General features: G+C 59.4%; 30 protein-coding genes. 16 read left to right on the top strand and 14 right to left on the bottom strand.

Features of this window, described 5'->3' with window-relative positions; translation table 11 throughout:
• Nucleotides 1–219: 219 nt before the first annotated feature.
• Together GS614_RS02815 and GS614_RS02820 are read left to right on the top strand one after the other, a co-directional pair.
• On the top strand, nucleotides 220–1,710 hold the full coding sequence (locus GS614_RS02815) for a replicative DNA helicase (protein WP_171167861.1): 1,491 nt from the start codon (nucleotides 220–222) through the stop codon (nucleotides 1,708–1,710).
• Nucleotides 1,711–1,832: 122 nt separating this feature from the next.
• Entirely contained in the window at nucleotides 1,833–2,879 is a 1,047-nt protein-coding gene (locus GS614_RS02820) for a Hint domain-containing protein (RefSeq protein ID WP_171725461.1), read from the top strand.
• Nucleotides 2,880–2,924: 45 nt separating this feature from the next.
• Here GS614_RS02820 and GS614_RS02825 read toward each other — a convergent pair whose 3' ends face one another.
• A complete protein-coding gene (locus GS614_RS02825; RefSeq protein ID WP_171725462.1) occupies nucleotides 2,925–3,464 on the bottom strand; it encodes a GNAT family N-acetyltransferase in 540 nt (179 codons plus the stop codon).
• A gap of 241 nt (nucleotides 3,465–3,705) precedes the next feature.
• Here GS614_RS02825 and alr point away from each other — a divergent pair, with 241 nt between their 5' ends.
• Genes alr through GS614_RS02850 form a run of 5 tightly spaced genes read left to right on the top strand, consistent with a single transcriptional unit; the run spans nucleotide 3,706 to nucleotide 7,124 of the window.
• On the top strand, nucleotides 3,706–4,740 hold the full coding sequence (gene alr / locus GS614_RS02830; protein ID WP_171725463.1) for an alanine racemase: 1,035 nt from the start codon (nucleotides 3,706–3,708) through the stop codon (nucleotides 4,738–4,740).
• Entirely contained in the window at nucleotides 4,737–5,519 is a 783-nt protein-coding gene (locus tag GS614_RS02835; protein WP_170344083.1) for an ABC transporter permease, read from the top strand. The genes alr and GS614_RS02835 overlap by 4 nt, the downstream gene beginning before the upstream one ends.
• Nucleotides 5,516–6,262: an ABC transporter ATP-binding protein gene (locus GS614_RS02840; RefSeq protein WP_171167850.1), complete on the top strand. Its 747-nt coding sequence runs from the start codon at nucleotides 5,516–5,518 to the stop codon at nucleotides 6,260–6,262. Before GS614_RS02835 ends, GS614_RS02840 begins: the two co-directional genes overlap by 4 nt.
• Nucleotides 6,262–6,651, top strand: coding sequence for a hypothetical protein (locus GS614_RS02845; RefSeq protein WP_171725464.1), 390 nt, complete (start codon nucleotides 6,262–6,264; stop codon nucleotides 6,649–6,651). Before GS614_RS02840 ends, GS614_RS02845 begins: the two co-directional genes overlap by 1 nt.
• 20 nt (nucleotides 6,652–6,671) lie before the next feature.
• Nucleotides 6,672–7,124 carry a paraquat-inducible protein A gene (locus GS614_RS02850; protein WP_171725465.1) on the top strand — a complete coding sequence of 151 codons (453 nt, stop codon included), beginning with the start codon at nucleotides 6,672–6,674 and terminating at the stop codon, nucleotides 7,122–7,124.
• A gap of 181 nt (nucleotides 7,125–7,305) precedes the next feature.
• Here GS614_RS02850 and GS614_RS22040 read toward each other — a convergent pair whose 3' ends face one another.
• Nucleotides 7,306–7,461 (bottom strand): hypothetical protein, encoded by a 156-nt coding sequence (locus GS614_RS22040; protein ID WP_253282422.1) that lies wholly within the window; start codon nucleotides 7,459–7,461, stop codon nucleotides 7,306–7,308.
• Here GS614_RS22040 and GS614_RS02855 point away from each other — a divergent pair.
• From GS614_RS02855 to GS614_RS02880, 6 genes are all read left to right on the top strand, one after another.
• Nucleotides 7,454–8,056: a DNA repair protein gene (locus tag GS614_RS02855; protein WP_253285276.1), complete on the top strand. Its 603-nt coding sequence runs from the start codon at nucleotides 7,454–7,456 to the stop codon at nucleotides 8,054–8,056. The two genes, GS614_RS22040 and GS614_RS02855, sit on opposite strands and share 8 nt — an antisense overlap.
• A 121-nt stretch (nucleotides 8,057–8,177) precedes the next feature.
• Nucleotides 8,178–9,542 carry a DNA repair protein RadA gene (gene radA / locus GS614_RS02860; RefSeq protein WP_152458168.1) on the top strand — a complete coding sequence of 455 codons (1,365 nt, stop codon included), beginning with the start codon at nucleotides 8,178–8,180 and terminating at the stop codon, nucleotides 9,540–9,542.
• 40 nt (nucleotides 9,543–9,582) lie between these two features.
• Nucleotides 9,583–10,176 carry a CvpA family protein gene (locus GS614_RS02865; protein ID WP_152458169.1) on the top strand — a complete coding sequence of 198 codons (594 nt, stop codon included), beginning with the start codon at nucleotides 9,583–9,585 and terminating at the stop codon, nucleotides 10,174–10,176.
• Between the two features lie 642 nt (nucleotides 10,177–10,818).
• Entirely contained in the window at nucleotides 10,819–12,342 is a 1,524-nt protein-coding gene (gene purF / locus GS614_RS02870) for an amidophosphoribosyltransferase (RefSeq protein WP_171725467.1), read from the top strand.
• Nucleotides 12,343–12,640: 298 nt separating this feature from the next.
• Nucleotides 12,641–12,889 carry a hypothetical protein gene (locus GS614_RS02875; RefSeq protein WP_171725468.1) on the top strand — a complete coding sequence of 83 codons (249 nt, stop codon included), beginning with the start codon at nucleotides 12,641–12,643 and terminating at the stop codon, nucleotides 12,887–12,889.
• A 42-nt stretch (nucleotides 12,890–12,931) separates the two neighbouring features.
• Nucleotides 12,932–13,576, top strand: coding sequence for an SDR family oxidoreductase (locus GS614_RS02880; protein WP_171115611.1), 645 nt, complete (start codon nucleotides 12,932–12,934; stop codon nucleotides 13,574–13,576).
• Nucleotides 13,577–13,636: 60 nt separating this feature from the next.
• On the opposite strand, the gene GS614_RS02885 is transcribed toward GS614_RS02880, so the two are convergent.
• From GS614_RS02885 to GS614_RS02900, 4 genes are all read right to left on the bottom strand, one after another.
• Nucleotides 13,637–14,479, bottom strand: a complete 843-nt coding sequence (locus tag GS614_RS02885; RefSeq protein WP_171725469.1) for an ATP-binding protein — start codon at nucleotides 14,477–14,479, stop codon at nucleotides 13,637–13,639.
• Nucleotides 14,480–14,595: 116 nt separating this feature from the next.
• Nucleotides 14,596–15,477 carry a twin-arginine translocase subunit TatC gene (gene tatC, locus GS614_RS02890; protein WP_171167848.1) on the bottom strand — a complete coding sequence of 294 codons (882 nt, stop codon included), beginning with the start codon at nucleotides 15,475–15,477 and terminating at the stop codon, nucleotides 14,596–14,598.
• A complete protein-coding gene (tatB, locus tag GS614_RS02895; protein WP_152458175.1) occupies nucleotides 15,474–15,932 on the bottom strand; it encodes a Sec-independent protein translocase protein TatB in 459 nt (152 codons plus the stop codon). Before tatB ends, tatC begins: the two co-directional genes overlap by 4 nt.
• A gap of 6 nt (nucleotides 15,933–15,938) precedes the next feature.
• Nucleotides 15,939–16,154: a twin-arginine translocase TatA/TatE family subunit gene (locus GS614_RS02900; RefSeq protein WP_152458176.1), complete on the bottom strand. Its 216-nt coding sequence runs from the start codon at nucleotides 16,152–16,154 to the stop codon at nucleotides 15,939–15,941.
• A gap of 222 nt (nucleotides 16,155–16,376) precedes the next feature.
• Here GS614_RS02900 and GS614_RS02905 point away from each other — a divergent pair, with 222 nt between their 5' ends.
• Both GS614_RS02905 and GS614_RS02910 read left to right on the top strand, forming a co-directional pair.
• A complete protein-coding gene (locus GS614_RS02905) occupies nucleotides 16,377–16,682 on the top strand; it encodes a hypothetical protein (RefSeq protein ID WP_171167847.1) in 306 nt (101 codons plus the stop codon).
• A 21-nt stretch (nucleotides 16,683–16,703) separates the two neighbouring features.
• Nucleotides 16,704–17,375 carry a YafY family protein gene (locus tag GS614_RS02910; RefSeq protein WP_171725470.1) on the top strand — a complete coding sequence of 224 codons (672 nt, stop codon included), beginning with the start codon at nucleotides 16,704–16,706 and terminating at the stop codon, nucleotides 17,373–17,375.
• 58 nt (nucleotides 17,376–17,433) lie between these two features.
• On the opposite strand, the gene GS614_RS02915 is transcribed toward GS614_RS02910, so the two are convergent.
• The 8 genes from GS614_RS02915 to GS614_RS02950 form a co-directional block, all read right to left on the bottom strand.
• A complete protein-coding gene (locus tag GS614_RS02915) occupies nucleotides 17,434–18,600 on the bottom strand; it encodes a peptidoglycan DD-metalloendopeptidase family protein (RefSeq protein WP_171725471.1) in 1,167 nt (388 codons plus the stop codon).
• A gap of 62 nt (nucleotides 18,601–18,662) precedes the next feature.
• The gene (locus tag GS614_RS02920) at nucleotides 18,663–19,313 is read right to left on the bottom strand and encodes a protein-L-isoaspartate(D-aspartate) O-methyltransferase (protein ID WP_152458180.1); all 651 of its coding nucleotides are present in this window, start codon (nucleotides 19,311–19,313) and stop codon (nucleotides 18,663–18,665) included.
• Nucleotides 19,310–20,092, bottom strand: coding sequence for a 5'/3'-nucleotidase SurE (surE, locus tag GS614_RS02925; RefSeq protein ID WP_171725472.1), 783 nt, complete (start codon nucleotides 20,090–20,092; stop codon nucleotides 19,310–19,312). The genes GS614_RS02920 and surE overlap by 4 nt, the downstream gene beginning before the upstream one ends.
• Before the next feature lie 114 nt (nucleotides 20,093–20,206).
• Nucleotides 20,207–21,301 (bottom strand): ABC transporter ATP-binding protein, encoded by a 1,095-nt coding sequence (locus GS614_RS02930; RefSeq protein ID WP_171231521.1) that lies wholly within the window; start codon nucleotides 21,299–21,301, stop codon nucleotides 20,207–20,209.
• Between the two features lie 80 nt (nucleotides 21,302–21,381).
• A complete protein-coding gene (locus tag GS614_RS02935; RefSeq protein WP_171725473.1) occupies nucleotides 21,382–22,431 on the bottom strand; it encodes a methyltransferase domain-containing protein in 1,050 nt (349 codons plus the stop codon).
• 106 nt (nucleotides 22,432–22,537) lie between these two features.
• Nucleotides 22,538–23,650, bottom strand: a complete 1,113-nt coding sequence (locus GS614_RS02940) for a hypothetical protein (protein WP_171725474.1) — start codon at nucleotides 23,648–23,650, stop codon at nucleotides 22,538–22,540.
• A 2-nt stretch (nucleotides 23,651–23,652) separates the two neighbouring features.
• On the bottom strand, nucleotides 23,653–24,432 hold the full coding sequence (locus tag GS614_RS02945; RefSeq protein ID WP_171725475.1) for an SDR family oxidoreductase: 780 nt from the start codon (nucleotides 24,430–24,432) through the stop codon (nucleotides 23,653–23,655).
• Between the two features lie 73 nt (nucleotides 24,433–24,505).
• The gene (locus GS614_RS02950; RefSeq protein WP_171204874.1) at nucleotides 24,506–24,868 is read right to left on the bottom strand and encodes a nuclear transport factor 2 family protein; all 363 of its coding nucleotides are present in this window, start codon (nucleotides 24,866–24,868) and stop codon (nucleotides 24,506–24,508) included.
• Nucleotides 24,869–24,977: 109 nt separating this feature from the next.
• Between GS614_RS02950 and GS614_RS02955 the strand changes: the two genes are divergently transcribed.
• On the top strand, nucleotides 24,978–26,582 hold the full coding sequence (locus GS614_RS02955; RefSeq protein ID WP_171725476.1) for a peptide chain release factor 3: 1,605 nt from the start codon (nucleotides 24,978–24,980) through the stop codon (nucleotides 26,580–26,582).
• Nucleotides 26,583–26,621 lie beyond the last annotated feature (39 nt).

Below are 26,621 nucleotides of genomic sequence, written 5' to 3' on the forward strand. Positions count from 1 at the left end.
TGTGGAAGGATTGGGGATAAACCCGAAAGAATCGGGCAGGTCGCCACGATATGTGGTGACTTTTCCGACAATTCCTACATAATAAGCGATGCATATGCAGGCATCCAAGCGGTCTGGAAAGTTATCCCTAGGCTTTACCCCAAGTTAGTCACAGGTATTTCCAGATAGCTTGCGGTGACGTTTCGCGTGTAGAACCTCGGAACGGGCAGCGGGGACAAAATGAACGAGATCAGCAGTATCGAGCAGGCAGCGGCACAGATTCAGAACGCCGAAACCATGCCGCATTCCATTGAGGCCGAACAACAGCTTCTGGGTGCGATCCTGACCAATAACGACCTGTACGACCGGGTCGCCTCGATCATCGGGGCTGAACATTTCTATGATCCGGTCCATGCCCGTATCTACGAGGTGGCCTCGGCCCGTATTGCAAAGAATGCGCTCGCCTCGCCCGTGACGCTCAAATCATTCATGGCCGAGGATGAGGGGCTGAAGGAACTGGGCGGTCCCGCTTATCTGGTCAAACTGGCGGGCGCTTCGATCAGCGCATTCGCGGTGCACGACTATGCCCAGATGATCTATGACCTTGCCATCCGGCGCGAGCTGATCCGGCTGGGCCGCGACATCTCGGACAAAGCGGCGCGGGTCGATGTCTCGAGCGAGCCGAAGGAACAGATCGTCGAGGCCGAGCAGCAGCTGTATCAGTTGTCCGAGCAAGGCCAGACCGAGCAAGGCTTTCAGTCCTTCCTCAAGGCTGTCACCGAAGCCGTCAACGTCACCAACGAGGCCTACCAGCGCGGCGGCGGCATGGCCGGGATTTCCACCGGCCTGGCCGATCTGGACAAGCAATTGGGTGGGTTGCACCCGTCCGACCTGATTATTCTGGCCGGGCGTCCATCCATGGGTAAAACCTCGCTGGCGACCAACATCGCCTTCAACGTTGCCAAGGCCTACAAGCGTGGCACAAAGCCCGACGGCAGCGAAGGCGCGGTCGATGGCGGTGTTGTTGGCTTCTTCTCACTCGAGATGAGTGCGGAACAGCTTGCGGGCCGGGTTCTGGCGGAAGCCTCGGAGATCTCCAGCCACAAAATCCGTCAGGGCGACATGACCGAGGCCGAGTTCCGTCGTTTTGTGGATGCGGCGAAAGAGCTGGAAGCCTGTCCTCTGTTTATTGACGACACCCCTGCCTTGCCGATCTCGCAACTTGCCGCCCGTGCACGACGGTTGAAACGGACCCACGGGCTGGACTTGCTGGTCATCGACTATCTACAGCTCTGCCGCGGCATGGCCGACAACCGGGTGAACGAAATCGCCGAGATTTCGATGGGCATGAAAGCCATCGCCAAGGAACTGAACATCCCGGTCATTGCTCTTTCACAGCTGTCGCGCCAGGTGGAAAACCGCGACGACAAGCGCCCGCAGCTGTCCGACCTGCGCGAATCCGGCTCGATCGAGCAGGACGCCGACGTTGTGATGTTTGTGTTCCGCGAGGAATACTACAAAGAGCGCGAAAAGCCCGGTGATCACGAACTGGAAAAGATGGAAGAGTGGAAGCAGGCGATGGAACGTCTGCACGGCAAGGCCGAAGTCATTGTCGGCAAACAGCGTCACGGACCCATCGGTACGGTCGAGTTGTCGTTCGAAGCCCAATTCACCCGCTTTGGCAATCTGGTCAAGCCCTGGCAACAGGGTGGTGAAATCGAGGGTTATTGATCGCGGACAAAACACCTGCCCCAGATATGAAACGCCAAGCCCTTTGGTGTTTTTCCTGCCCGGTGTTAACGTGACGGTGACGTTCAACCCAACGCGCCAAACCCGCCCGGAGACCCACTGATTTGCCCGCGATCATATCGGAAATAAGATATCGCAACGGCCCGAACTTTGCTCCGGACGGAGATTTCATTGAAATCCGGGTTCCGACCGGAACCGACGTCACCGGCTTGCAGGTCGATGTTTACAACCCCAATGGCTCGGTGCGCAGTTCGACGGATGTCGACAACGGAACGATGACCACCGTGGGCGGGTTCGACTATTACGTGATTTCGGCGCGCATCAACCGGTTTGGTGCGGTCTCACTTTCGGACAATGGTTCGGTCCTCAGCTTTGTATCCTTCGACTCGCAGGTAACTGCGACACAGGGGCCGGCCAGTGGCCAGACCTCGACCCAGATCGGCAGCAACGGCACGGACGATACCGCGTCTCTGTCATCGAAGGACGGGGTCAACTTTGTTGAAGATCCCAATCCCAGCCCCGGCGCCCCCTGTTTCGTTTCGGACACCCTGATCCTGACGGACCGTGGCGAAATCAGCGTTCAGGATATCCGCCCCGGTGACAAAGTGATGACGACCGAAGGCAGCGCGGCCACCGTTCGGCTTGTTCTGTCCCGGTCCCTGCGCCAGGCCGATCTGTTGAAGTCACCCGAACTGCGCCCAGTCCGCATCACGGCCGGCGCCCTGGGGCACGGCCTGCCCCGCCGAGATCTGACGGTTTCGCGACAGCATCGAATGCTGGTCCGATCGGACATCGCGCAGCGCATGTTCGACACAAGGGACGTTTTGGTCTCGGCCATCCGGCTGACAGACCTGCCGGGCGTTTACGTGGATTACGATGCGACGCAGGTGGTTTATCATCACGTTGTCTGTGACCGTCACGTGGTTCTTTTTGCCGAAGGCGCGCCAAGTGAAAGCCTGTTCGCCGGCCCCGAAGCCCTCAAATCCCTTCCGCCCGAAGCGTTGCACGAGCTGTTGCAGATTTTTCCGGGTCTCGACTGCAATAAAGATATGGACCCTGCCTTTTATATCCCCAGCGGCAGGCGACAGAAAAAGCTGGTGGCCCGACATGTCCGGAACAGCAAGGCGATCATAGATCAGGCCCTGTTCTAAGCTGTGGAGCCAAGGCCATCGACCAAAGCGAAAAACCAATCCCACTCACCACAGCGCCGGGTTGTTCAGTGCGGAAACGCATTGCGATGGGCCTTTCAAAGGCTTCAGTTCGTGACCACCCAACGCCTGACCCAACCAGCCATGCGGATGGCTGAGTTTCAGCGGTGGCTGGGCAGTATCCTCGGTGATCTGCACAAATCCCGTTTTGCTATAATAGGCCGGGTCGCCATAGGTCAGTGCCACATCCACACCTGAGGCCCGCAAGCGATCCAGACCATAAGAAATCAGCGCCTGTCCAATACCTGTTTTTTGCGAGCCCGTTTGAACGGCCATCGGCGAGAGGATGAACACATTGCGCGTATCCTGCGAAAACGTCATCCGGGAAAAGATGGCACAGCCAAGCAGCTCGTGATCGTGATGCGCCGTGCAAACCAGAATGTATTCAGGCGGCGTGCTGTTGATCAATTCACGTACGAACGTACCAATTACTGCGCCCTCTTCCGGCCCTTCCGATGCGGAAAAAACGTCTGCAAAAAAACTTGTGATCTGTGATGGGTCTACGGCCAATCCGCTAGAAAAATCCATGACTTCCTCATTGGTTGACGGTGCGCCCTCGCCTTCGCCGGGACAGAACGATCCTGTTCACAGGATCGCTTTAACTTGGATGTGAAGACAATCCCCGAACCGGGCAATTACAGCGGCAGATTGCCGAATCTTCCGATTTTTTGGTGTTTTCCGCCACAACAGACGAAACACCGTCATAAACCGCCAGGTAAATGCGCCATTCCCTCTTGACCTTGGACGGCGCAATGTCATGAACAGTGCCATGAGTACTGCACGTTTGACGATCAATCTTCAGGCGCTCGCCAGCAATTGGCGGGCGCTCGACGCGAAAACCGGGGTCGAAACCGGTGCCGTGGTCAAGGCCGATGCCTACGGGCTGGGTGCCGGGCCCGTCAGTGACACGCTGGCCGAAGAGGGCGTTCGCAAGTTTTTTGTGGCTGCCGCAGAAGAAGGCGCCGCTGTCCGCCAGGCGGTCGGTCCAGGCCCGATGATCTGTGTCTTTTCAGGGCATATGGAAGGCGATACCCAGTTGCTGCTCGCCAACGATCTGACACCATTGATCAATTCGCCAGAGCAGTTCCAACTCCACCAACACGCCCTGCCCAACCATCCGTTCGGCATTCAACTGGACAGTGGCATGAACCGGCTGGGTCTTGAACTCGCCGACTGGGCCGAATTGCGCCCAAAGGCCGAGGCGATGTCACCGGTTGTCATCATGTCCCATCTGGCCTGCGCGGACGAGCCGGACCATCCGATGAACCAGCAGCAGCTTAGAACCTTCCGAGAGATGACCGAAGGTGTCGCCGCGCCGCGTTCTCTGGCCGCGACCGGCGGCATGCTTTTGGGTCCCGAGTTCCATTTCGATTTCTGCCGCCCGGGCATCGGCCTGTATGGCGGCCTGCCCTTTGCGGACGCCAAACCCGTTGTCACGGTCGATCTGCCTGTCATCCAGGTGCGCAAGGTGGCCGTGGGCGAAACTGTTGGTTACGGCAACAGCTGGGTTGCGCGCCGACCCTCTCGTATCGCCACAGTCGCGGCGGGGTATGCAGACGGCCTGCATCGCGCCATCGGCGGCGGCATAGACACCTTCGCCGGCAATCAGCCCTGCCCGGTCGTCGGCCGTATCTCGATGGATCTGATCACGGTGGACGTCACGGACCTGCCGAAAGACCCGGAACGCCTGCGTATCCTGAATGGCCATCAGACCGTCGATGATCTGGCCGAAGCTGCCGGGACAATTGGCTATGAGATCCTCACATCAATGGGCAATCGCTATTCGCGGGGCTATGTGGAATGAACCCTCTCACCGCGCTCGGAGGTCTGGGCCGCACGGTTCTGAGCCTGCTTGCGGCCTTTGGCCGGGTGGCACTGTTCGCGCTTGATGCGATCTCGCATATACTGCGCCCCCCCTTCTATCCGCGCGAATTTGGCATGGCCCTGCTGAACATCGGCTGGCTGTCTCTGCCGGTCGTCGGCCTGACCGCGATTTTCACCGGCGGTGCGCTGGCATTGCAGATCTACGCCGGCGGCGCGCGTTTCAACGCCGAAGCCGTGGTGCCGCAGATCGTGGCCATCGGTATGGTGCGCGAACTTGGCCCGGTTCTGGTCGGCCTGATGATTGCGGCGCGCGTGACATCCTCGATCGCGGCCGAGATCGCCACGATGAAAGTGACCGAACAGATCGACGCGCTGGTCACGCTGTCCACGCATCCGATGAAATACCTCACCGTCCCGCGCGTTCTGGCCGCCCTGATCACAGTGCCTGCTTTGGTGGCCGTGGGTGACATCATCGGAATTGCCGGCGGCTACACCGTGGCCACGCAGAACCTGGGCTTCAACCCGGCGGCCTATCTTAAAAACACCGTGGATTTCCTGGAAACCCGCGACATCGTCTCATCATTGGTCAAAGGCGCGGCCTTCGGCCTGATCGCAGCCACCATGGGCTGCTACTACGGCATGAATTCCGGCCGTGGCGCGCAGGGCGTGGGCCGCGCCACAAAAGGCTCGGTCGAGGCCGCCGCCGTGTTGATCCTGGCTGCAAACTTCGTTCTCACAGGGGTATTCTTCTCGCTATGATCCGGATGGAGAACGTACATAAGGCCTTTGGCGACAACCACGTGCTGCAAGGCATGAACCTTGAGATCCCCAAGGGCACCTCGATGGTCATCATCGGCGGTTCGGGCACCGGAAAATCGGTCGCCCTGAAATGCATTCTGGGCCTGATCAAACCTGACAGCGGCATGATCTATGTGGACGGCAAAGACGCGAGCAAAGGCGACCGAGATGCCTTTCTGGCCCGGTTCGGGATGCTGTTTCAGGGCGCGGCCCTGTTTGATTCACTGACCGTCTGGCAGAACGTCGCCTTCCGCCTGCTGCGCGGATCGTTGAAGCGCCCAACCGAGGAAGCGCGCGAGATCGCCATCGAGAAACTCCGCCGCGTGGGTCTGAAATCCGACGTGGCCGACCGCTTTCCGGCCGAGTTGTCAGGCGGCATGCAAAAACGCGTGGGCCTTGCCCGCGCCATCGCTGCCGAGCCCGAGATCATCTTTTTCGACGAACCCACCACCGGCCTCGACCCGATCATGTCCGGCGTCATCAACGATCTGATCCGCGAAATCGTGACCGAGATGGGCGCCACCGCGATGACCATCACCCACGACATGAGTTCCGTCCGCGCTATTGCCGACAACGTCGCCATGCTGCACGGAGGCGTCATCCAGTGGACCGGCCCGGTGGGCCAGATGGATGCCTCGGGCGATCCCTATGTCGAGCAGTTCATCAGCGGGAGCGCAGAGGGGCCGATTGAGGCGGTGCGTTAATGTCGCCATCAGGCTTCTTGCGCTGGGAATCCGTAGTTTTCTTCCTGCCGGTTTTCGCTCTATTTCTGATCGCGCTTGCTAGCGTCATTTCACTCGTTAAAAACCACCGACGCCCACTTGCAATATATTTACTACTTGTCGTCGGTGCCATTAGTTATCTGATCTTCATCGCCCAATCTACCGCGGAAACAATGGACGGAGGTCCCGTGGTTTTTGCTGTAGCTTTTCTAATGATGGGCATTTCTTTCTTAGGACCAATACTGCTGTCCATCGGGCTGATAGGAATTATCAAAGAAGCTCAAACGAGTATTAGGGTTTTATGCGTTTCTTCTTTAGGATTGGTTTGGCTTTACGTCATTTCTTTAATTGCCTTGATGCTATTTCGTTAAGCAAGATAGTGTGACTGCCTATGCTCCTCCGCCTCGCCACCCTCTCGCTCCTTATCCTCTACCCAATTGCGTGGTTCGCCCCACTGATGCGCGCGGGGTTTCTGCCGATCTTCGGCCTCAGCGAAATCAGTGTCATCACCGGGCTGCAATCCTTGTGGAAATCTGACATCTTCCTCGCGCTGATCGTCACCATCTTCGCGCTCTTCGCCCCGTACATCAAAACCATCGGCACCGCGCTGATCCAATGGAACCTGCTGGATGCCCGCGTCCAACCCGCGCTCAACATCCTCGGCAAACTGGCCATGGCCGACATTTTCCTGATCGCGCTCTACGTCACTTTGGCCAAAGGCATCTCTTACGCGACCGTTGAGACCGCATGGGGCCTTTACCTGTTCACCGCCTGCATTCTGGCCTCCATCGTGCTTGGCCATATTACAGAGATGACATCCACTTCACGAAAAGCTCAGACCTAATTGATTGAAAACACAAATCTAAGTATCATCTTTATATTTCGAGCAGCAGTGTTTTGTAGTTTTCGGGTCCGCAGCGGATCGTACGCAATCGTTTGATTACCTTCCGCTTTGGCCCGGTGTGTACCGGTTTGAGAAGGAGTTCGACGATCATGGCCGCCCTCCACAGTATTACATTGCAATTTCAGAATGCCTTTTTAAGACTGACTTTTTTCCTGATCTGTTTGGCGGCCTTGTCAGCCGTTTCAGCCACACTGTTATCCGCTTTTGGCGTATTGCCCTGGCTCTCGATGCAGGCCGGATTTGGCGAGGCACCGGCAAAGGATGCCGGCATGTTCATCCAGATTGGCCTGACAACGCTGATTCTCATGCTGGCATTTTACCTGCCGGCCAATGCCCGAATGATGGCGCTGGAAAACAACCACCGCAAATTTGCGCTCAATATGCATGACATCGCGGACGCGTATCAAATGGCCCATGCCGCGGATCGCGGCGGGCTGTTCATGATGTCGTCCGAGTTTGACGCCGTCAAGGAACGTATGGGGTTTCTGCGCCAGCACCCCGACCTGCAATCGCTCGAGCCCGAGATCCTGGAACTGGCCGCGCAGATGAGCCAGATCAGTCAGGAACTGGCCCGGACCTATGGCGATGCGCAGGTCGAACGCGCGCGGATGTTCCTGCAACAGCGACAGGAAGAGATCGAACTGTTTCAACAACGTCTGGAAGAGGCGCAGGTCATCCAGAACGAATTGCGCCAATGGACGCGGGATGTGGAAATGGAAGAGACGATCGCCAGGTCGCAACTTACCCGCCTGCGGGATGAGTTGTTCGAGCTTCTGCCCGAATTGTCGACCCAACTGCACACACCGCGCAACAATGGCGCCTCAAAGGCGTCCAGCGTGGTTGCAATGTCGCCCCTTCGACCGGCGGAATAGGCGCGCCAGCGCCCGCTTCGGGCGATGGCCCAACCGGGCCTGAGGCCGCAGCGCGCCATCGGCGGTGAGGAAAGCCCGCAAGGGCTTGAAGAACCGCCCAAGCTCGGGCACCAAGTGCGTCATGGCAAAGACGACATCCTTCTCCTGCTCGGCCTGCGGTGCGACGCATACAAGATGGTCCGGACGCTGCGACGGTTGCGGCGAATGGAACACCATTGTTCAGGACGCGCCCATATCGACTGGCCCGGCCAGAAAATCCCTCGGCGGCAAACGCGGCCAATCCATCGCACTCACGGATTTGTCCACCGAGGAAACACCGCCGCCCCGCACCCTCTGCGGGGTCGAGGAGCTGGACCGCGTCTTGGGCGGCGGGCTGGTCCCGGCCTCCGCCCTTTTGGTGGGCGGAGACCCCGGCATCGGGAAATCCACCCTGCTGCTGCAAGCCGCAGCGCGTTTCGCGCGTGCGGGCGTGAAGACCATCTATGTCTCGGGCGAAGAAGCCAGCGCACAGGTTCGTATGCGCGCCCGCCGTCTTGGGCTTGAGGACGCCCCCGTTCAACTTGCTGCCGAAACCAACCTGCGCGACATCCTCACGACGCTGGAGGCCGAAAAACCGGGCCTGGCCATCATCGATTCGATTCAGACGATGTGGGCGGACAATGTCGACAGCGCACCCGGTTCCGTGTCACAAGTCCGGGCTGCGGCCCATGAACTGACCACGTTTGCGAAACGGCACGGTGTTTCGATCATCATGGTTGGCCACGTCACCAAGGAAGGCCAGATCGCGGGCCCTCGTGTGGTCGAGCACATGGTTGACACCGTCCTTTATTTCGAGGGCGAGCGCGGCCACCAGTTCCGCATCCTGCGCGCGGTCAAGAACCGCTTTGGGCCAGCGGACGAAATCGGCGTGTTCGAGATGACCGGCAAGGGGTTGGCGCAAGTGACTAACCCCTCGGCCCTGTTCCTGTCCGAACGTGGCAGGCCAAGCCCCGGCTCTGCTGTTTTTGCGGGCATTGAAGGCACCCGTCCCGTGCTGGTCGAATTGCAGGCTCTGGTCGCACCCTCGCCCCACTCACAGCCCCGCCGCACCGTTGTTGGGTGGGACAGCGGGCGGTTGGCAATGATCCTTGCGGTGCTCGAGGCCCGCTGCGGCATTCCCTTTGCCGGGCTCGACGTCTATCTCAACGTCGCCGGAGGTCTGAAGGTCAGCGAACCCGCCGCCGATCTGGCTGTTGCCGCCGCCCTTCTGAGTGCCCGCGAAGACACAGCATTGCCCGCGGACACGGTCGTATTCGGAGAAATCTCGCTGTCCGGGGCACTTAGACCGGCCCCACAGACCGAAAACAGGTTGAAAGAAGCTCAAAAACTTGGTTTCACGGCGGCAATTGCTCCGGCTGGTGGCAAAACCGGCACTGTGGCAGGTCTGACACTCACCCGACCCTCTGATTTGGTGGGGTTTGTTGGCGAAACCTTCGGAGCAGGTTAAAGTCGCGCCCCGAGGGGCAGAAAAAGAACAGGCGAGGGCCATGGAAGGTTTTACAATAATTGACGGGGTCGTCGCCCTGATCATCGTGCTGTCGGGCTTGCTGGCCTACTCACGTGGCTTCATGCGCGAGGTTCTGGCCATTGCGGGCTGGGTCGCGGCGGCCGTTCTGGCATTCATCTTTGCGCCACAGGCTGTACCGCTGGTCAAAGAAATCCCGGTGGTCGGAGATTTCCTGCGCGACAGCTGTGAACTTTCGGTGATCACCGGCTTTGCAGCCGTCTTTGCCTTGGCTTTGATTGTGGTCAGCATCTTCACACCGCTGTTTTCATCGCTGGTGCAGCGCTCGGCTTTGGGTGGCCTGGATCAGGCGCTGGGGCTGTTCTTCGGCATCGCGCGCGGTATTCTGCTGGTTGCAATCGCCTTCTTTGTCTATGACACGGTCATGACTGGCCAGTCCTATACAATCGTTGACGAAAGCCGTTCGGCCAAGGTGTTCGAGCAGTTCAGCAGTCAGATTGAAGAGCAAAACCCCGAAGCCGCTCTGGGTTGGGTGACTGCACAATACGAGGAACTGGTTGCCAGCTGCACGGCAGGAAACGAACAACCCGAAACCACGGCACCAGCTGACGGGTAAACTCAAGGTGCATTGCATGATGAAAGCCCGGCACTGTCCGGGCTTTTTCTTTTCAAACGTACCCTTCCCCGCCACAAACCGTGCAGCGGATCGTTTTCAACCCAAAACACCCGTCGCACCGGCTGGAAATCGGTTTTCCAAGAATATCCCGGCTTTTGACAACTTCGCCCGCCCCGTTGCAGATCTGACAGGGCGCCCGGCCCATTCCCCGGCACCTGTGGCACCGTTGTTTAATCCGCTCCTGCTTCTTTTGAGGTTTATGTTGCCACATTCCGGCCCTTTGCGTGCTTCACCCATCCTGATTTGCACATATTAATTGGCATGACAGCACATATGATTGCACATGTCATCTCCTTCGTGAACTTGCCCCGATCTGCGAAATCCTGACCTGCGGCAATAGGTGAGTGTGATCCTTTGATGACAGCCACGCCATTAGGCATTATGTGGAGGCCAACCCGCCACGGAATCGGAGCCACCGATCTTGTTCTTTCTGTTCGAATGCGCGCTGGTCGTTGTGATGGTCGCCCTATTGGCGTCGTTGTCGCCTGCCACCAAACTGACAGCACGCGCCTTGCAGAGGATCCGAAGCCGAACGGCGGTCAGCCCTCAGGTCAAATCGTCATAGAAGTTGGAGCCCCGTAAATGTGTGGGATTTTGGGAATCGCAAGCCGGACACATGATGTGTTTGCCGAAATCTATGACGGGCTGCTGATGTTGCAGCACCGGGGTCAGGATGCCTCAGGGATCGTGACCTATAACGGCGAATTCTTCCGCGAAAAGAAGGCCAACGGACTGGTCAAGGATGTGTTCAACGCCCAGGATGCAGAAACCCTGTTGGGTCGCGTGGGCATGGGGCATGTGCGCTATCCGACGGCGGGGTCCCTCAGCGCGGCCGAAGCGCAACCCTTTTTCGTGAACGCCCCTTACGGCATCTATCTGGTTCACAACGGCAATATCACCAACACCGCTGAGCAGCGCGAAAAGGTTACAGGCAAATACAGCCGTCACCTGCGCACCACGTCAGACTCTGAAATCCTTCTGAACGTCCTGGCCGACAAAGTGGCGGACGCGATCAAGGTGAATGGCAACGGCGAACCCATCCGCAATCTGTTTGCCGGTGTGAAGATGACGATGGAACGCGTTCAGGGCGCCTATTCCGTGATCTGTCTGGTCGCGGGTGTCGGTATGCTGGCCTTCCGCGATCCGTTTGGCATTCGCCCACTTTCGGTCGCCAAACGCGAAGTGGACGGAGACGGTGATGATTATGCCTTTGCCTCGGAAGACGTGGCCTTTGGCATCAACGGCTTTGAAAAGCTGCGTGATCTTCGCCCGGGTGAGGCGATCCTGATCGATCTGGACGGCAACATGCACGAGTATCAGGCGGTCGAAGGCAAGCTGACGCCCTGCATATTCGAGTATGTCTACCTGGCGCGCCCGGATTCTTTGCTGGACGGTGTTTCGGTTTACAAAACGCAGATGCGCATGGGCCAGACGCTGGCGAAACAGATTCAAGACTCGGGGTTGGAAATCGATCGGATCATACCGGTGCCCGACAGCGCCCGCCCCGTGGCCCTGGAAGCCGCAAAGATCACCGGCATCCCCTATCGCGAAGGGCTGGTGAAAAACCGCTATGTCGGGCGTACGTTCATCATGCCGGGTCAGGCGGAACGGCAGAAATCCGTCCGCCGCAAGCTGAATGCCGTGCCGCTGGAATTCAACGGCCACAGTGTTCTGCTGATCGACGATTCCATCGTACGGGGCAACACCATCAAGAAGATCGTTCAGATGTGCCGCGATGCCGGGGCCAAGAAGGTCTATGTCGCCAGCGCCTCGCCGCCGGTGAAATACCCCAATGTCTACGGTATAGACATGCCTACCAAGGCCGAGCTGATCGCGAACGGCAAGGAAGTCGAAGAGATCCGCGAAGAACTGGGTGCCGACGCCCTGTTCTATCAGCACTTGGAAGATCTGATCTGGGCCGCCAAAGAGGGCAATCCCGAGATCGAAGCTTTCGACTGTTCCTGTTTTGACGGCAAATACATCACGGGCAGCGTCAGCGAAGACTATCTGGATAATCTGGAACACAGCAGCCGTGTCAGCCAGAAGCGCGCCGACATGCAGGTTCCGGGCGGGTCCTGGAACGCGGCGAAACTGGCCTCGGGCTGAGCGGACGAAACGGGACTGACACGGTCGGTTTTCCGTTCTGAAAAGCGAATCAAAACGGCGGATCATCCCGGCCAGCCGATAGCTGTCGACCGGCCTGATTGCTGTCATGGGATGTGGATGAGTGGAAACTTGCCACAACCAGTCGGCGAATTCCACGCAATCACAAGGGCTTTTTTCAAGGGCGCCAAATCGTGATGACACCTGTCCGTGCAGCGCTTTTGTTCGCTTGAGCGTTTTGCTATCTGGCCGCGACCACTCACTCAAAAAGGGGTCCGGGCCACGCCCCGGACCGCGGATCATGTCAAACGCCAAAGTCCAAAGCGCGGCCACACAGCGGGGCGCGCTGAAGAAGAATTCCGTCTCGGTTCTGGGCGTATTCGGGCCGAAAGCGGATATGCGCGCCCTGATGCGACTGTCATCAGGCAGCGTGAAAGAAGTAAAACCCGGAAGCCGCGTTGCCTCGGGCACAGTTGTCGCGATTGATGAGCATGGCATAATGCTGCGACAAAGCGGCCAGACCAGACGTATCGCCATCCCCGGCGGCTGATCACATCTTGACGCCCCGCGCGCGGGGGTTCAAACCGCACGCATGACCGATACGACCAAAATCGCCCTGATAACCGGGGCCTCGCGCGGGCTGGGCGCTGCCCTGGCCGAAGCGCTGGCGCCCGAATACCACATCGTCGCCGTCGCCCGGACCACTGGCGGGCTGGAAGAACTGGACGATCGCATCAAGGCCAAGGGTGGCTCTGCCACGCTGGCACCGATGGACATCACCGATCCGAACGCGATGGCAACCCTGTGCCGCGGGATCCATGACCGTTGGGGCAAGGTGGATTTGTGGCTGCATACGGCCATTCACACCTCGGCGCTGACGCCGGTACATTTCGTTGACCCCAAGGAATGGACCAAGGCAGCCAACACGAATGCAAACGCAACCTCGGTTCTGATCCCATATGTCTCGCCGCTGCTGGGTGAAAACGGCCACGCGGTATTCTTCGATGACCCGAAAGCCGGACAGAAGTTCTATGGCATCTATGGGGCCACCAAGGCCGCGCAAATGGCGCTGGCCCGCAGTTGGGCGGCCGAGACCGAACGCACCGGTCCGCGCGTTTCGATCGTGGAACCAGCACCGATGCCGACCGCCGTGCGTGCCCGGTTCCACCCGGGCGAAGATCGCGATGCACTGACGAGCACGGCTGATGAGGCCGCCCGGATACTGGCGCTGCTTTAGGAAATGGCCCTGACGGGCCATGCCTCCGGCGGGGATGTTTTTGGCCAGATGAAGCTGGAATCAGGCGATATGAACGCCGTTGCGCCCGGCCAGATCGACGAAGTACTGCCACGCGACACGGCCTGAACGCGATCCGCGCGTGGCCTGCCATTCAATTGCTTCGGCGCGCAGGATTTCGGCATCGACCGAAACGCCATAGGCGGCACAATAGCGGTCGATCATGGCAAGATATTCGTCCTGATCGCAGGGGTGGAATCCCAGCCACAAACCGAAGCGGTCGGACAATGATACCTTTTCCTCGACCGCCTCTGACGGGTTGATGGCGCTGGAACGTTCGTTTTCAATCATGTCCCGCGGCATCAGGTGGCGACGGTTCGAGGTCGCGTAGAACACCACGTTTTCCGGGCGACCTTCAATACCGCCATCCAGAACGGCCTTGAGCGATTTGTAATGCTGGTCATCGTGACTGAACGAGAGGTCGTCGCAAAACAGGATGAACCGATAAGGCGCCGCGCGCAGGTGGTTCAGCAGACGCGCGACCGAGCCCATATCCTCGCGCTGTAGCTCCACAAGCTTCAGGTCAGGATGATCTGCGCTCAGCGTGCCGTGGACGGCCTTCACGAGGCTGGATTTGCCCATCCCGCGCGCGCCCCACAACAGTGCATTGTTTGCCTTGTAGCCGGCCGCGAAGCGGCGGGTGTTGTCAAGTAACGTGTCGCGCGACCGATTGATGCCGACCAGCAGATCCAGATCGACGCGATTGACCTGTTCGACCGGTTCCAGGCGTTCCGGTTCCACATGCCAGACAAAGGCCGGGGCCGCATTGAAATCCGGTGTGGCCAAAGGCGCCGGCGCCATGCGCTCCAACGCGGCAGCAATACGGTTCAGGGCTTGGTCGTCCATCGGCTCCTCCGGTCAGATACGGATCGGTTCAAAGCATGTTCTGATTGGCGCAACAAGGCCCGCGAACGAAAAAGGCGCGCCCGAACGGGGCGCGCCTCAGCTGTTGTTTCAGCAGGTTACTTGTCGTCTTCGAATTCCCGCATCAGATCTTCGTCCGCTTCGGCTTCTTCATCGTCATAATAGCCGTCGGCCCGCAACTGCTCTTCTCGCTTCCTTTCAACCCGGGCAACCAGGAAGATCGAAATCTCGTAGAGGCCATAGACCACGACAAAAAGGATAATCTGCGTGATCACGTCAGGAGGCGTCACGATCGCCGCCAGCACCAGAATGCCGACCACAGCATATTTGCGCACGGCCCCCAGACCCTCGGCGCTGACCAGACCTGCCTTGCCCATGAGGGTCAGAAGAACCGGCAATTGGAAGCACAGCCCAAAGGCCACGATGAACTTGATCGTGAGGTTCAGGTATTCCTGTGCCGAGCCCTGAAACACCACGCTCAGCGGCGCGGCCGTCGCGCCATCGGCCACGGCTTCGCCTTCAGCGCCGAATTGCTGGAACCCAAGGAAAAAGTCATAAGCCAGGGGCGTGACGACATAGAAGGCAAAGCTCGCGCCCAGAAGGAACATGAAGGGCGAGGCCAGCATGAAAGGCAGAAACGCATTCTTCTCTGACTTGTAGAGGCCCGGAGCCACAAAGCGCCACATCTGCATCCCGATATAGGGAAACGCCAGAATGAAGCCCCCCAAAAGCGAGACCTTGATCGCGACAAAGAACCCTTCCTGCGGCGAGATGAAGATCAGGCCGCAATCCTGTCCGCGCTCGGTCAGGACCTCACACAAAGGGTTGGTCAGAAAATTGAAGATCGGCGTGGCCACCGTAAAGCAGATGATCATCCCGACCAGAAAAGCCACGACGCAGTGGATCAACCGCGTGCGCAGCTCGGCCAGGTGCTCGATCAATGGGGCCGAGGTATCTTCGATCTCGTCGGTCTTGGTCATGTTTCGCCTTCAGTCTTCAGCGCCGCTTCGGCTTCTTCGGCCTTGGCCAGGGCCTCGGCAGCTTCCTTGGCCTTGCGCTCGGCGGCAGCGCGGGCCGTTGAGGCCTGAATTTTCTTGGCCTGTTCGGCTCGCTCGGCTGCCAGTTTGCCGGTTTCGCTGTCAGGATCGAACTTGGTGGGATCCATGCTTTTTGCCATATCCTGCGCGGCTTGTTTCACGCCGTCCATGGCCGAGCCAACCGGATTCGCGGCGGCGTTGAGACCTTTCTTGATCTCGTTTACACCGGCCTGATCGGCGGCCTCGTTCATGGCGCTGCTGAATTCGCGTGCCATGCCACGGGCCTTGCCGACAAATCGCCCGACATTGCGGAACAAAACCGGCAGGTCCTTCGGCCCGACGACGATCAGGGCGACAATGCCGATGACCAGAAGTTCGGTCCAGCCCAGATCAAACATCTGCGCTTACGCCTTGTCTTTCTCGGTTTCAGGCGTCACGTCCTTGGCCAGTTCCGACGCGTCCTGTTCCAGTTCTTCCGAACCGTCCTTCACGCCCTTCTTGAACGCGGTGATACCTTTGCCGACTTCGCCCATCAGCGAGCTGATCTTGCCGCGACCAAACAGAACCAGAACCACAACGGCGATCAGCAGAAGACCGGGAAGGCCAATATTGTTCAGCATCTCATTTCTCCTTTTTCATCGGCGCCTTTGTGCGCCGGGAATATGAACTGGGTCCGTGTTTACGCCGCCAGGCCCTGTCCCAAAAGGGATCCGGCACAGATTGAGCGCGAAAATTGACCTCATCTGCAAAAAACTATGGGCTCGCATTTTCCAACTGACAGGTTTATGTCAGTTGGAAGGGGCTAGGAACAGGGCATCGAAACCTGGTCAACGGAGACTCACATGACCCATGTTGCTGAAATCGTCACCTTCACTCTTGCCAACGGCACCACCCCTGAAGAGTTCGTAGAGCTCAGCAAGGCATCCGAAGCCTTTGTTCGCAGCGCACCTGGCTTTGCCCATCGACAGCTCAGCCAAGGCGCAGACGGCCGCTGGACCGACTATGTCGTCTGGACGGACATGAAGGCCGCGCAGGACGCTGCGGCGCAGTTCCCGCAACAGGAATGTGCAGCAGGCATGATGGCGGCCATCAACCCTGAAAGCGTTCAGATGCGCCATGAGGCCGTATTGTGGAACATGACTGCCTAGGCGCGGTCCGGACGGCGTGTCATGCGCCGAACTGACCGCCTGTTCGATATCATCCAGATCCTGCGCGACGGCAAACTGCACCGCGCGCAGGACATCGCGGACCAGCTGGAAGTGTCGGTCCGTACCATCTATCGCGACATGGACACACTGGTCGCCTCGGGTGTTCCGGTCGAAGGAGAGCGCGGCGTGGGTTACATGGTGCGCGAGCAGATCACCCTGCCGCCGCTGAATCTGACCCCGGCCGAGCTTGAGGCCCTGAACCTCGGCATGGCGATCGTGGCCGAGGCCGCAGATCCAGACCTGAAAGCCGCCGCGAACTCTCTGGCAGACAAGATCGATGCCGTTCTGCCCACACAGGTTGTGGCCGAAGCCGATAGCTGGAAATTCGCGGTCTACCCTTTTGCAGATGCAGCCCGCGGGCTTGCACATATGGCTCCGATCCGCGCGGCCATCAAATCACGCCAAAAGCTTCGGCTGTCCTACCGCCGCATTGACGGCGTTCTGACTGAACGCACAATCCGTCCGCTTCACATGGAGTACTGGGGCCGCGTCTGGACGCTCACAGCATGGTGCGAACTGCGCAACGGCTTCCGCGTCTTCCGCATCGACCTGATTGAATCCGTCTCGCCGCTGCCAGAGATCTTTGCAGACGAACCCGGCAAACGCCTGAGCGACTACGACCCAAACGCCTGACAGGCAGCCGTATTCAGAAGTGTTTCGGGCAGAGGCACAGCCCGAAACGAGCGATATATCATTTCAAGTATGGGTCCGGATCCACTGATTCAAACCCTTTGCGCACCTCGAAATGCACATAGGCATCGTCTCCGCCCCTCAATTGCGCCAGCTTTTGTCCACGGCGCACACGATCCCCTTTCTTGACGGCGATGTCATCAACATTGGCATAGACCGTCAGCAGATCGTTTTTGTGTTTGACCACGATGATCGGAACCTGATCCGCGTCCGCGGTGATTGCCGCTACGGTTCCCGCCTCAGCCGCGGTGACGGCTGTGCCGGGGGCCGCAGCGATGTCGATACCTTCGTTCTTGCCCTTTTTATAGCCGCGGATGATGGTGCCGCTGACCGGCAGGGACAGGGCCGTAGATCGCGTGTTTGTCGGGGCTTCGGCCGTCACATCAGGGGCTTCAGCGCGCGGCGCGACCTTTTCGTCGGGCAAGGGCTGCGTGGCACTTGGAGGCGTCGGCGTCGGCGACCCCTGCCCCGGCTCCGTTACCTCGGTGGCCGCAACCGGTGCCGCTGCAGCAGCGCTTTGACGTGGCGCGGACTGGTTCTTGACCGGGATCAACAGAAACTGACCTTCACGCACGGCGAAGTCGGACCCCAGACCGTTCCATTCCGCCAGCGATTCCACCGGCACCTGATAGAGGCGCGAAATTGTGTAAGCCGTTTCGCCGCGCTTGACCTTGTGGCGGACAGGTTCCGGCCCGCTTGCGACGGGCGCCGGGGCTGGCTTGGCAGGCTCCAGCGTCGTTGTCCGGACGCCCCCCGTTTCAGGGGCCTGATCAATGGCGGCTCCGGCAACTGATGCGATATCTACGCCACTGCCTGCACCTACCGAACGCGGCAAGGCGAGAACTTCGCCCTCTCGCAGGGTGTCGGTTGTCTGAAGGCCGTTGAACCGAGACAGCTCACCCTCGGGCAGGCCGACACGCGCGGCCACATCGCGCACCGTGTCGCCCCGTCGGGCCACGACAACCTGGTAGTTCGGATAGGTTATCACCCCCCGGCTGTCGGGCGACGGGCGCGACGTTGTTGCCGACTGCACTGCATCAGTGGTCGAAAATCCGCCGACCTGACCGCGCAGGTCGTAATCCAGTGGCCCTTCACACCCGGCCAGAATGGCCATAGCGGCCACTCCGGTCGCGCAGCGACGCATAGCTGATTTGGATACTGCACTCATAATTCTGTCCTCAACGCCTGCCCCTGTTGTCCGGGGTTTCGACGACCAATTTATCAAGCCTGTTACGCCTCGTCCTTGCCAAGCCCCTCAAGCAGAGGCACGAAACGGACCGACGTCAATTCTTCATAGTCCAGACCGGCCTCGGTGCGCGTTACTTTGATCAACTGCTGCACCGTGTCCGACTGACCCACGGGTAAAACCATAATACCCCCGATTTTCAGCTGCGCCAAGAGCGGTCCCGGAGGGTCTTCGGCCGCGGCCGTTACGATGATCCGATCAAACGGAGCCTGTTCCGGCAAGCCAAAGGATCCATCCGACAACATGGCCGTGATATTCGTAAGCCCCAGATCGGCAAAAAGCTTCCCTGTCTCGCTGACCAGCCGCCGATGGCGTTCGACCGTATAGACCCTGCGCGCCAGTTTCGACAGGATTGCGGCCTGGTAACCTGACCCGGTTCCGATCTCGAGCACGGTATCGCGCGGCCGAACGTCCAGCGCCTGCGTCATGAGACCAACGACCGACGGCTGACTGATCGTCTGACCGCAGGAGATCGGCAATGGCATGTCCTCGTAAGCGCGATCTGCGAACAGGCCGGTGACAAAGCGGCCCCGATCAACCTGTTCCATTGCCTCCAGAACGCGCGCATCCGTGACCCCCCGTTTGCGCAGGGCAAACAGGAACTGCATCACGGTTTCCGGGTCCAGTCCGCTCATTCGACCGCCTTCAATGCCTCCAGCATGTCATATGCGGTCAAGTCGGCGCGCATCGGTGTAACCGAGATATAGCCTTCCAGATTGACCGCAGCATCCGTTCCCGGCGCAGTCGGGTTATGCTGATAGCCACCCTTGATCCACAGGAACCGCCGCCCTGAGGGCGAGCTGTGCGGTTCGACCGAAAAATGCGTGTCGCGCCGGAAACCCTGCGCGGCAACGCGCGTACCTCGCACTTCATCTGCCGGGACAGGTGGGAAGTTCACGTTGTAAAACAGGCGGTAATCGCCCTGCTCGGCCGGGGTTGCATCCAAAATACGCCGGACCAGATCGGCCCCGAACCGCGCGGCAGCCTCGAACGGGTCGTCCAGCCCCAGATTTCGCGGGCCGAAATACTGTGACAGAGCAATCGCAGGAACCCCCTGCAGCGCCGCTTCCATCGCTCCGCCGATCGTGCCCGAATAAAGCGTGTTCTCGGCCGAGTTGTTGCCCCGGTTCACGCCGGACAAGACAAGATCCGGCGGGCAGTCTGACATCACGTAATGCAGCCCTGCCAACACACAATCCGCAGGCGACCCTTCCGCCGCATAACGCCTTTCGCCCAACTTGGCGATCATCGTGGGATGGGTATAGCTGATGCAATGCCCGACACCCGATTGTTCAAAGGCGGGCGCGACCACCCAGATCTCACCATCCGGACCTGCTAGTTCGGCAGCGATCGCCTCCAGCGTGATCAAGCCCGGAGCGTTGATCCCGTCATCATTGGTCAGAAGAATACGCATGTGCCCGATTTACCCCCGCGTTTGGCCCTTGATAGACCCAGCCCCGCGATGCGGCAAGCGACGCGACCCTGCAATCTGAGGCTTTCGCGCACCACTTGCACGGAAATCGCGAGGTTAACTCTGCGCCTCGGGGAAAACGAAACATTTGTCGCGACGAATGGTCAGCCACATGACACGGCCCGGATTGGGCACAAAGACATTGGGGACCGTCGCCCTGAGGATCGAGCCGTCGTAGTCCATGCGAAACTCGACCAGGCTTTCGTTTCCAAGAAAACGCGCGCGCTCGACCACGCCCCGCGCGGCAACGCCATCGGTCGCGGTCGGCAGCGGGCCCTTGCCGTTGCGGTCGAAATCCAGTTTGACATGCTGGGGGCGAAATACGATCTCGACATCCGTTCCATCCGGAATACCCGGCGCCAGAAACTGGCCGAACGGCGTGTCTGCCAGCGCTCCGTTCACCTGCGCCCGCAACACGTTGACATCACTGAAAAAGGCCACGGCCGCCTTGTCCGCCGGCCGGGTATAGACATTGTATGGCGCGCCCTGCTGGACGATCTTGCCGCGCCGCATCAGCGCGATCTCATCCGCCATCCGCATCGCCTCTTCCGGTTCATGTGTAACCAGCAGAACGGCCGCATCCTCTTCCTTGAGAATGGACAGCGTCTCATCCCGAATACCGTCGCGCAGACGGTTGTCGAGGCCCGAAAAGGGCTCGTCCATCAGCATGATCCGGGGCCGTGGCGCCAAAGCGCGGGCCAGGGCCACGCGTTGTTGCTCGCCGCCCGACAACTGATGTGGGAACCCGTCGATGAAACGCATCAGGTCCACTTTGCGCAAAAGCTCTTCGACCCGGGCTCGTTTTTCGTCCTTGCTGCCTTTCAGGCCAAAGGCCACGTTGTTGGCCACGCTCAGATGAGGAAACAGCGCAAAGTCCTGAAACATCAACCCGATCTCGCGCCGCTCTGGGGGCACCCGAAACACGGTGTCGCAGATCAGTTTGCCATCGACGTAGATCTCGCCCGAGTCCTGCATCTCGACCCCGGCAATCATGCGCAGGGTGGTGGATTTCCCGCAGCCAGACGGCCCCAGCAAACAGGTTACCTTGCCGGCCTGCACGGTCAATGACACGTCATCCACAACAACCCGCCCCTCGAACCGGCGAATAATGTTGCGAATTTCCAGACGCGGAGGAGTTGCGTTACCTGTCACCGATGGACCCCATTGCCTTTCCCGATCAAATCCATCGGGCTTGGGCGGGGATAGCAACCCCGCCCCTCAGGTGCAAGAGATCAGCAGCAACCGCCGGATGATGCGGTTTCGCCTGTTGCCTCGAACGGGCTTTCACCGCCACAGCCTTCGAAAATGCCGAAATGGGTGGAAAAATCGCCGATAAAGTCGAAATGGCGGGCAAACCGCGTGTCCCGCAGCATCATCCAGGTATTGCCGCAGACCGGAAAGACCTTGCCGGTTTCGATGACATGGTGATCGTCCAGTACAAACGCATGCGGCGCGTTGGGAACAGTGCCTTTGTAGATCACCGCCTGGCCGTAATCCTCGCAGGCCGGTTCCAGCGCCGGCAGCTTGAACAGACGGTAGGTCGCCGACAGGAATCTGAGCGGGGCAACACGATCCTCCAGCGCAGGATTCTCGATGGTCAGCGGGCGGTGCGTCACCCGGCGCGGATCACCGAAACCTGCCTTGCGCGCCATCGACAGGAAATCATTCCAGTACAATGCACCCGACAGACACTCGCCATACAGAACTTCATCCTCGGCCATCGCCTGCGGGACACGGCGGTCGGCATAGACGTCCGAGAAATACATCTCGCCGCCTTCTTTCAGCAACCGATGCGCGCCGCGCAGCACGGCATCCTTGTCGGTCGCCAGGTTGATGACGCAGTTCGAGACGATGATGTCGAACGATCCGGGTTCCAGATCCAGTTCCTCCAGCTTCTCGATATAGCCGTGATGGAATTCCACATTGCTTTTGGCGTGCCCAAAGGCTTGGGCGTGATAGTCCTGATGCGCGCGGGCAACGTCCAGTTGTTCGGGTGTCATGTCCACACCGACGACCCGGCCTTTTTCACCAACCATGGCAGACAGCGCATAGACGTCGCGCCCCGCACCACAGCCAAGATCGAGGATCGACATGCCCTCGAGATCCAGAGGCGCGATCAGACCGCACCCGTAATATCGGGTCAGCACATCGTCATGAATCCTGGACACTATCCGCTTGAGATGATCCGGCATGTCGTCCGGCGTGCAACAGGCGTTGGTCTGCAAGTCCGCACTGCTTTGCAGGACTTCACCGTAATAATTCCGTACCGAATCGTGTTTCATCGCTGCTTCCCCGTCATGCGTGTCTGTACGCAGCTAGTGCAGCGGCCTTGCATTCGCAATCCGGCCACGGTCGTTCTGACGAAAGCGTGAGTGTTCCTGCGCCCAACTACTCCAGCAACTCAAAGTCCACATCGGCACGGACAACGCCGTTCACCTGAACCTCAAGCCGATGCGCGCCGGGGATCAGCCTGAAGGTAGACGCATCACCCTTCAGCCTGTGACGCTTGGCCAACGTGAGCCTGCCGTTGCTCAAAGCCGCCTGTTTCAGCTTGTACACCTTAGGTGATGTTTTTCCCGCAGGGCGCTGAAAATAAATAATATAATCCACCAGAACCGGTTGTTTCCCTACCCCGGTCAGATCAACGGAAAACTCCAGCGCTTCGCCGATACGGGCCTCGGAACTCAGATCAATTGTCACGGCGATATCCGCATCTGGGTCATATCCCAGCATCTTCATCGCCTCTGGGTGCCCGGCCTTGACTAAACCGCGCAACGTATGAGAGGTCATCCACTCCAGCTCTGCCGCGGTCTGTCGCGCCTCGGTGCGCCACTTGTCCAGACGCCCAAGCACCAGGCCCGGGTCTTTCTTGGCAATATCATTCAAATGGTTGGCCACCGACCGCGTGACATACCGGGTCGGATCGCCGTGCAACCTGTCCAACAGCGGCAACGGGTCCGTCAGACCCAGACCGATGCCCTGCCCCCATGGCAGACGGGGCCGCGTTCCCTCGCTGACCAATCGGCGCACGTGATAGCTGCCGTGGGTGCACCAGTCCTGCATCCGCCCAAGCACCTTGTCCGGGGCATGGTTCAGAAAAGGCCGAATGGCCCATTCCATCGAAAACCGCTGCGTCAGCTCCTCCAACACATCCAGAGACAGATCGACGTGATCCAGCCCGATGGCCGCGACCCATTCACCCAGCGGCGCGAAAATGAAATCGCCGAAATCATCATCCGATCTGGCAGGGTCCAGCGGAGGCGGCAAAGACCGCAAAATCACCGGGGCGACTGTCGGCAAGTCGCCCGGCACGGCCTGTTGCAGGCATGTCGCGATCCAGCTCATACGCTGTTTCAGTTCCAGTTCAGGCAGGCGCGACATGACCTGTGCCTGAAACGCAGAGGCGTCGAAACCCGGTTCAGCATCCAAGAACAAGGCGCTGAGAAAACTGACCTTTTCAGCATTGAACAACTGATCTTTCAACGAAAACCCCTGCGCCATGATCACATCGTCAGGTTGGTCGCACCGCCGTCCAGCAGGATATTCTGGCCAACGATGAAGCCCGCATGTTGCGAACACAGAAACGCGCAGGTCGAACCAAACTCCTGCCGTGAACCATAGCGTCTGACCGGGATCGTCGCCGCACGGTTGGCACGCGCTTCGTCAATCGAAATACCCTGTTGCGCCGCCACACCGCTGTCCAGAGAATCCGCCCGGTCCGTGGCGTGGATGCCCGGAAGCAGGTTGTTGATGGTCACCCCGTGTGGCGCCACCTGACGCGAGGTTCCGGCCACATAGCCCGTCAGACCTGTACGCGCCGCGTTTGACAGACCCAGAACCGCAATTGGCGCACGCACGGATTGCGAGGTGATATTCACCACCCGGCCCCAACCCTTTTCCATCATTCCGGGAAGCAGGGCCTTCATGAATGCAATCGGCGTCAACATGTTGGCATCCAGCGCCTTGATGAAATCATCGCGCTCCCAGTCCGACCACGATCCGGGTGGCGGTCCACCGGCATTTGTCACAATAATATCAACGCCCTGCGCGGCCTCGATCACCTGCGCCTGACCGTCGGGGGTGGTCACGTCGCAAGCCACGGTCTGCACCTCGACGCCGTGTTCTGACCGAAGGCGTGCGGCTTCAGCCTCCAACACTTCGGGGCCGCGTGCGTTCATCACCAGATTCACGCCAGCCTCGGCAAGCGCCTCGGCGCAGCCAAGACCCAATCCTTTGCTGCTGGCACAGACCAGCGCGCGTTTTCCTTGAATTCCCAGATCCATCGGATCCTCCCTGTCAGTCATCGCCGCATGTCTAGCACCGGCCAGACAGGGAAGACCAGAAACGGATCGTCGATCAATAGAAGAACTCTTCCCGGATGATCTTGCCGTCGGCGACGTGATAGACACCCACTTCGCGCATATCGAACGCTTCGCCGGTTTCCTTCACGGTGCCCTGCACTTCGAAAATCACGGCAAAACGGTCTTCGCCATGAGGAAGCGGATCGCTGACAGACGCACTGGACACTTCATGAGCGCTTTCCCACCACTCATGCTTGCCACGGATGGCGTCGATCCCTTTGGTTTCCCGACCCATTCCCTGAAAATCCTGCCCTTCGACCGACACCGCATCCGGCGCATACAGCTTGGACAGGTTTTCCTTGGCCCGGTCTTCCCGGCAACCAGCCACGAGTTCATCTGCAATCTCTTTCAAATTCATTGATCCACTCCATCATTTGTTCACTATATGTTCTTTTTGCCACAGACCCATGATTCGTACCAGACCCTTTGTCTTGCTTCGGCAGGATTCCCCGCATATACGCGCGCTCATGCTTGATACCTCGAACCAACCCACCCTGCCGCCCGAGATCGCCCGACGCCGGACGTTCGCCATCATCTCGCACCCGGATGCGGGCAAGACGACGCTGACGGAAAAGTTCCTGCTGTACGGGGGCGCGATCCAGATGGCCGGTCAGGTGCGTGCCAAGGGCGAGGCGCGGCGGACCCGGTCGGACTTCATGCAGATGGAAAAGGATCGCGGCATCTCGGTCTCGGCTTCGGCGATGTCGTTCGACTATGGCAACTTCCGGTTCAACCTTGTGGATACACCCGGCCACAGCGATTTCTCGGAAGACACCTATCGCACGCTGACAGCCGTGGACGCGGCCGTCATGGTGATCGACGGCGCGAAAGGTGTGGAAAGCCAGACGCAGAAACTGTTCGAGGTCTGCCGCCTGCGCGATCTGCCGATCCTGACCTTCTGCAACAAGATGGACCGCGAAAGCCGCGACACGTTCGAGATCATCGACGAAATTCAGGAAATGCTGGCCATCGACGTCACGCCCGCCGCCTGGCCCATCGGCGTGGGGCGCGACTTCATCGGCTGTTATGACATGCTGCGCGACCGGCTGGAACTGATGGACCGCGCCGACCGCAACAAGGTGGCGGAAAGCATCGAAATCAACGGGCTGGACGACCCCAAACTGGCCGAGCATGTGCCTGCCGAATTGCTGGGCAAACTGCTGGAAGAGGTCGAGATGGCGCGCGAATTGCTGCCTGCGCTTGACCCGCAGGCGGTACTGGAAGGCCACATGACCCCGATCTGGTTCGGTTCGGCCATCAACTCGTTCGGCGTCAAGGAACTGATGGAAGGCATCGGCGCCTATGGCCCGCAGCCACAGGTTCAATCCGCAGAACCCCGCCAGATTTCCCCCGACGAAAAGAAAGTTTCAGGCTTTGTGTTCAAGGTTCAGGCCAATATGGACCCCAAGCACCGCGACCGGGTGGCCTTTGTCCGTATGGCCAGCGGTCACTTCAAGCGTGGCATGAAGCTGACCCATGTGCGGTCGAAAAAGCCGATGGCGATCTCGAACCCCGTATTGTTCCTGGCCTCTGACCGCGAGTTGGCGGAAGAGGCCTGGGCCGGTGACATCATCGGCATTCCCAACCACGGGCAGCTGCGCATTGGCGATACGCTGACCGAAGGCGAAGCGCTGCGGGTGACCGGCATCCCGTCGTTTGCGCCGGAACTGCTGCAAGGCGTCCGCGCGGGCGACCCGATGAAAGCCAAGCATCTGGAAAAAGCCCTGATGCAATTCGCCGAGGAAGGTGCGGCCAAGGTGTTCAAGCCTTCGATCGGCTCGGGCTTTATCGTGGGGGTCGTGGGTGCATTGCAGTTCGAAGTGCTCGCCAGCCGGATCGAGATGGAATATGGCCTGCCGGTACGGTTCGAGGCATCGCAGTTCACCTCGGCCCGCTGGGTCAGCGGTGACAAGGCCGAAGTCGAGAAATTCGTGGGCGCCAACAAGCAGCACATCGCGCATGATCATGACGGCGACATCGTCTATCTGACCCGCCTGCAATGGGATATCGATCGGGTGGTCCGTGACTATCCCGCGCTGAACCTGACCGCGACAAAAGAGATGATGACCTGAGGCAACTGTCTGATTGCACAGGCAGGTTTGGCTGTGCAA

Source organism: Ruegeria sp. HKCCD6604, from assembly GCF_013110635.1.
GTDB lineage: Bacteria > Pseudomonadota > Alphaproteobacteria > Rhodobacterales > Rhodobacteraceae > Ruegeria.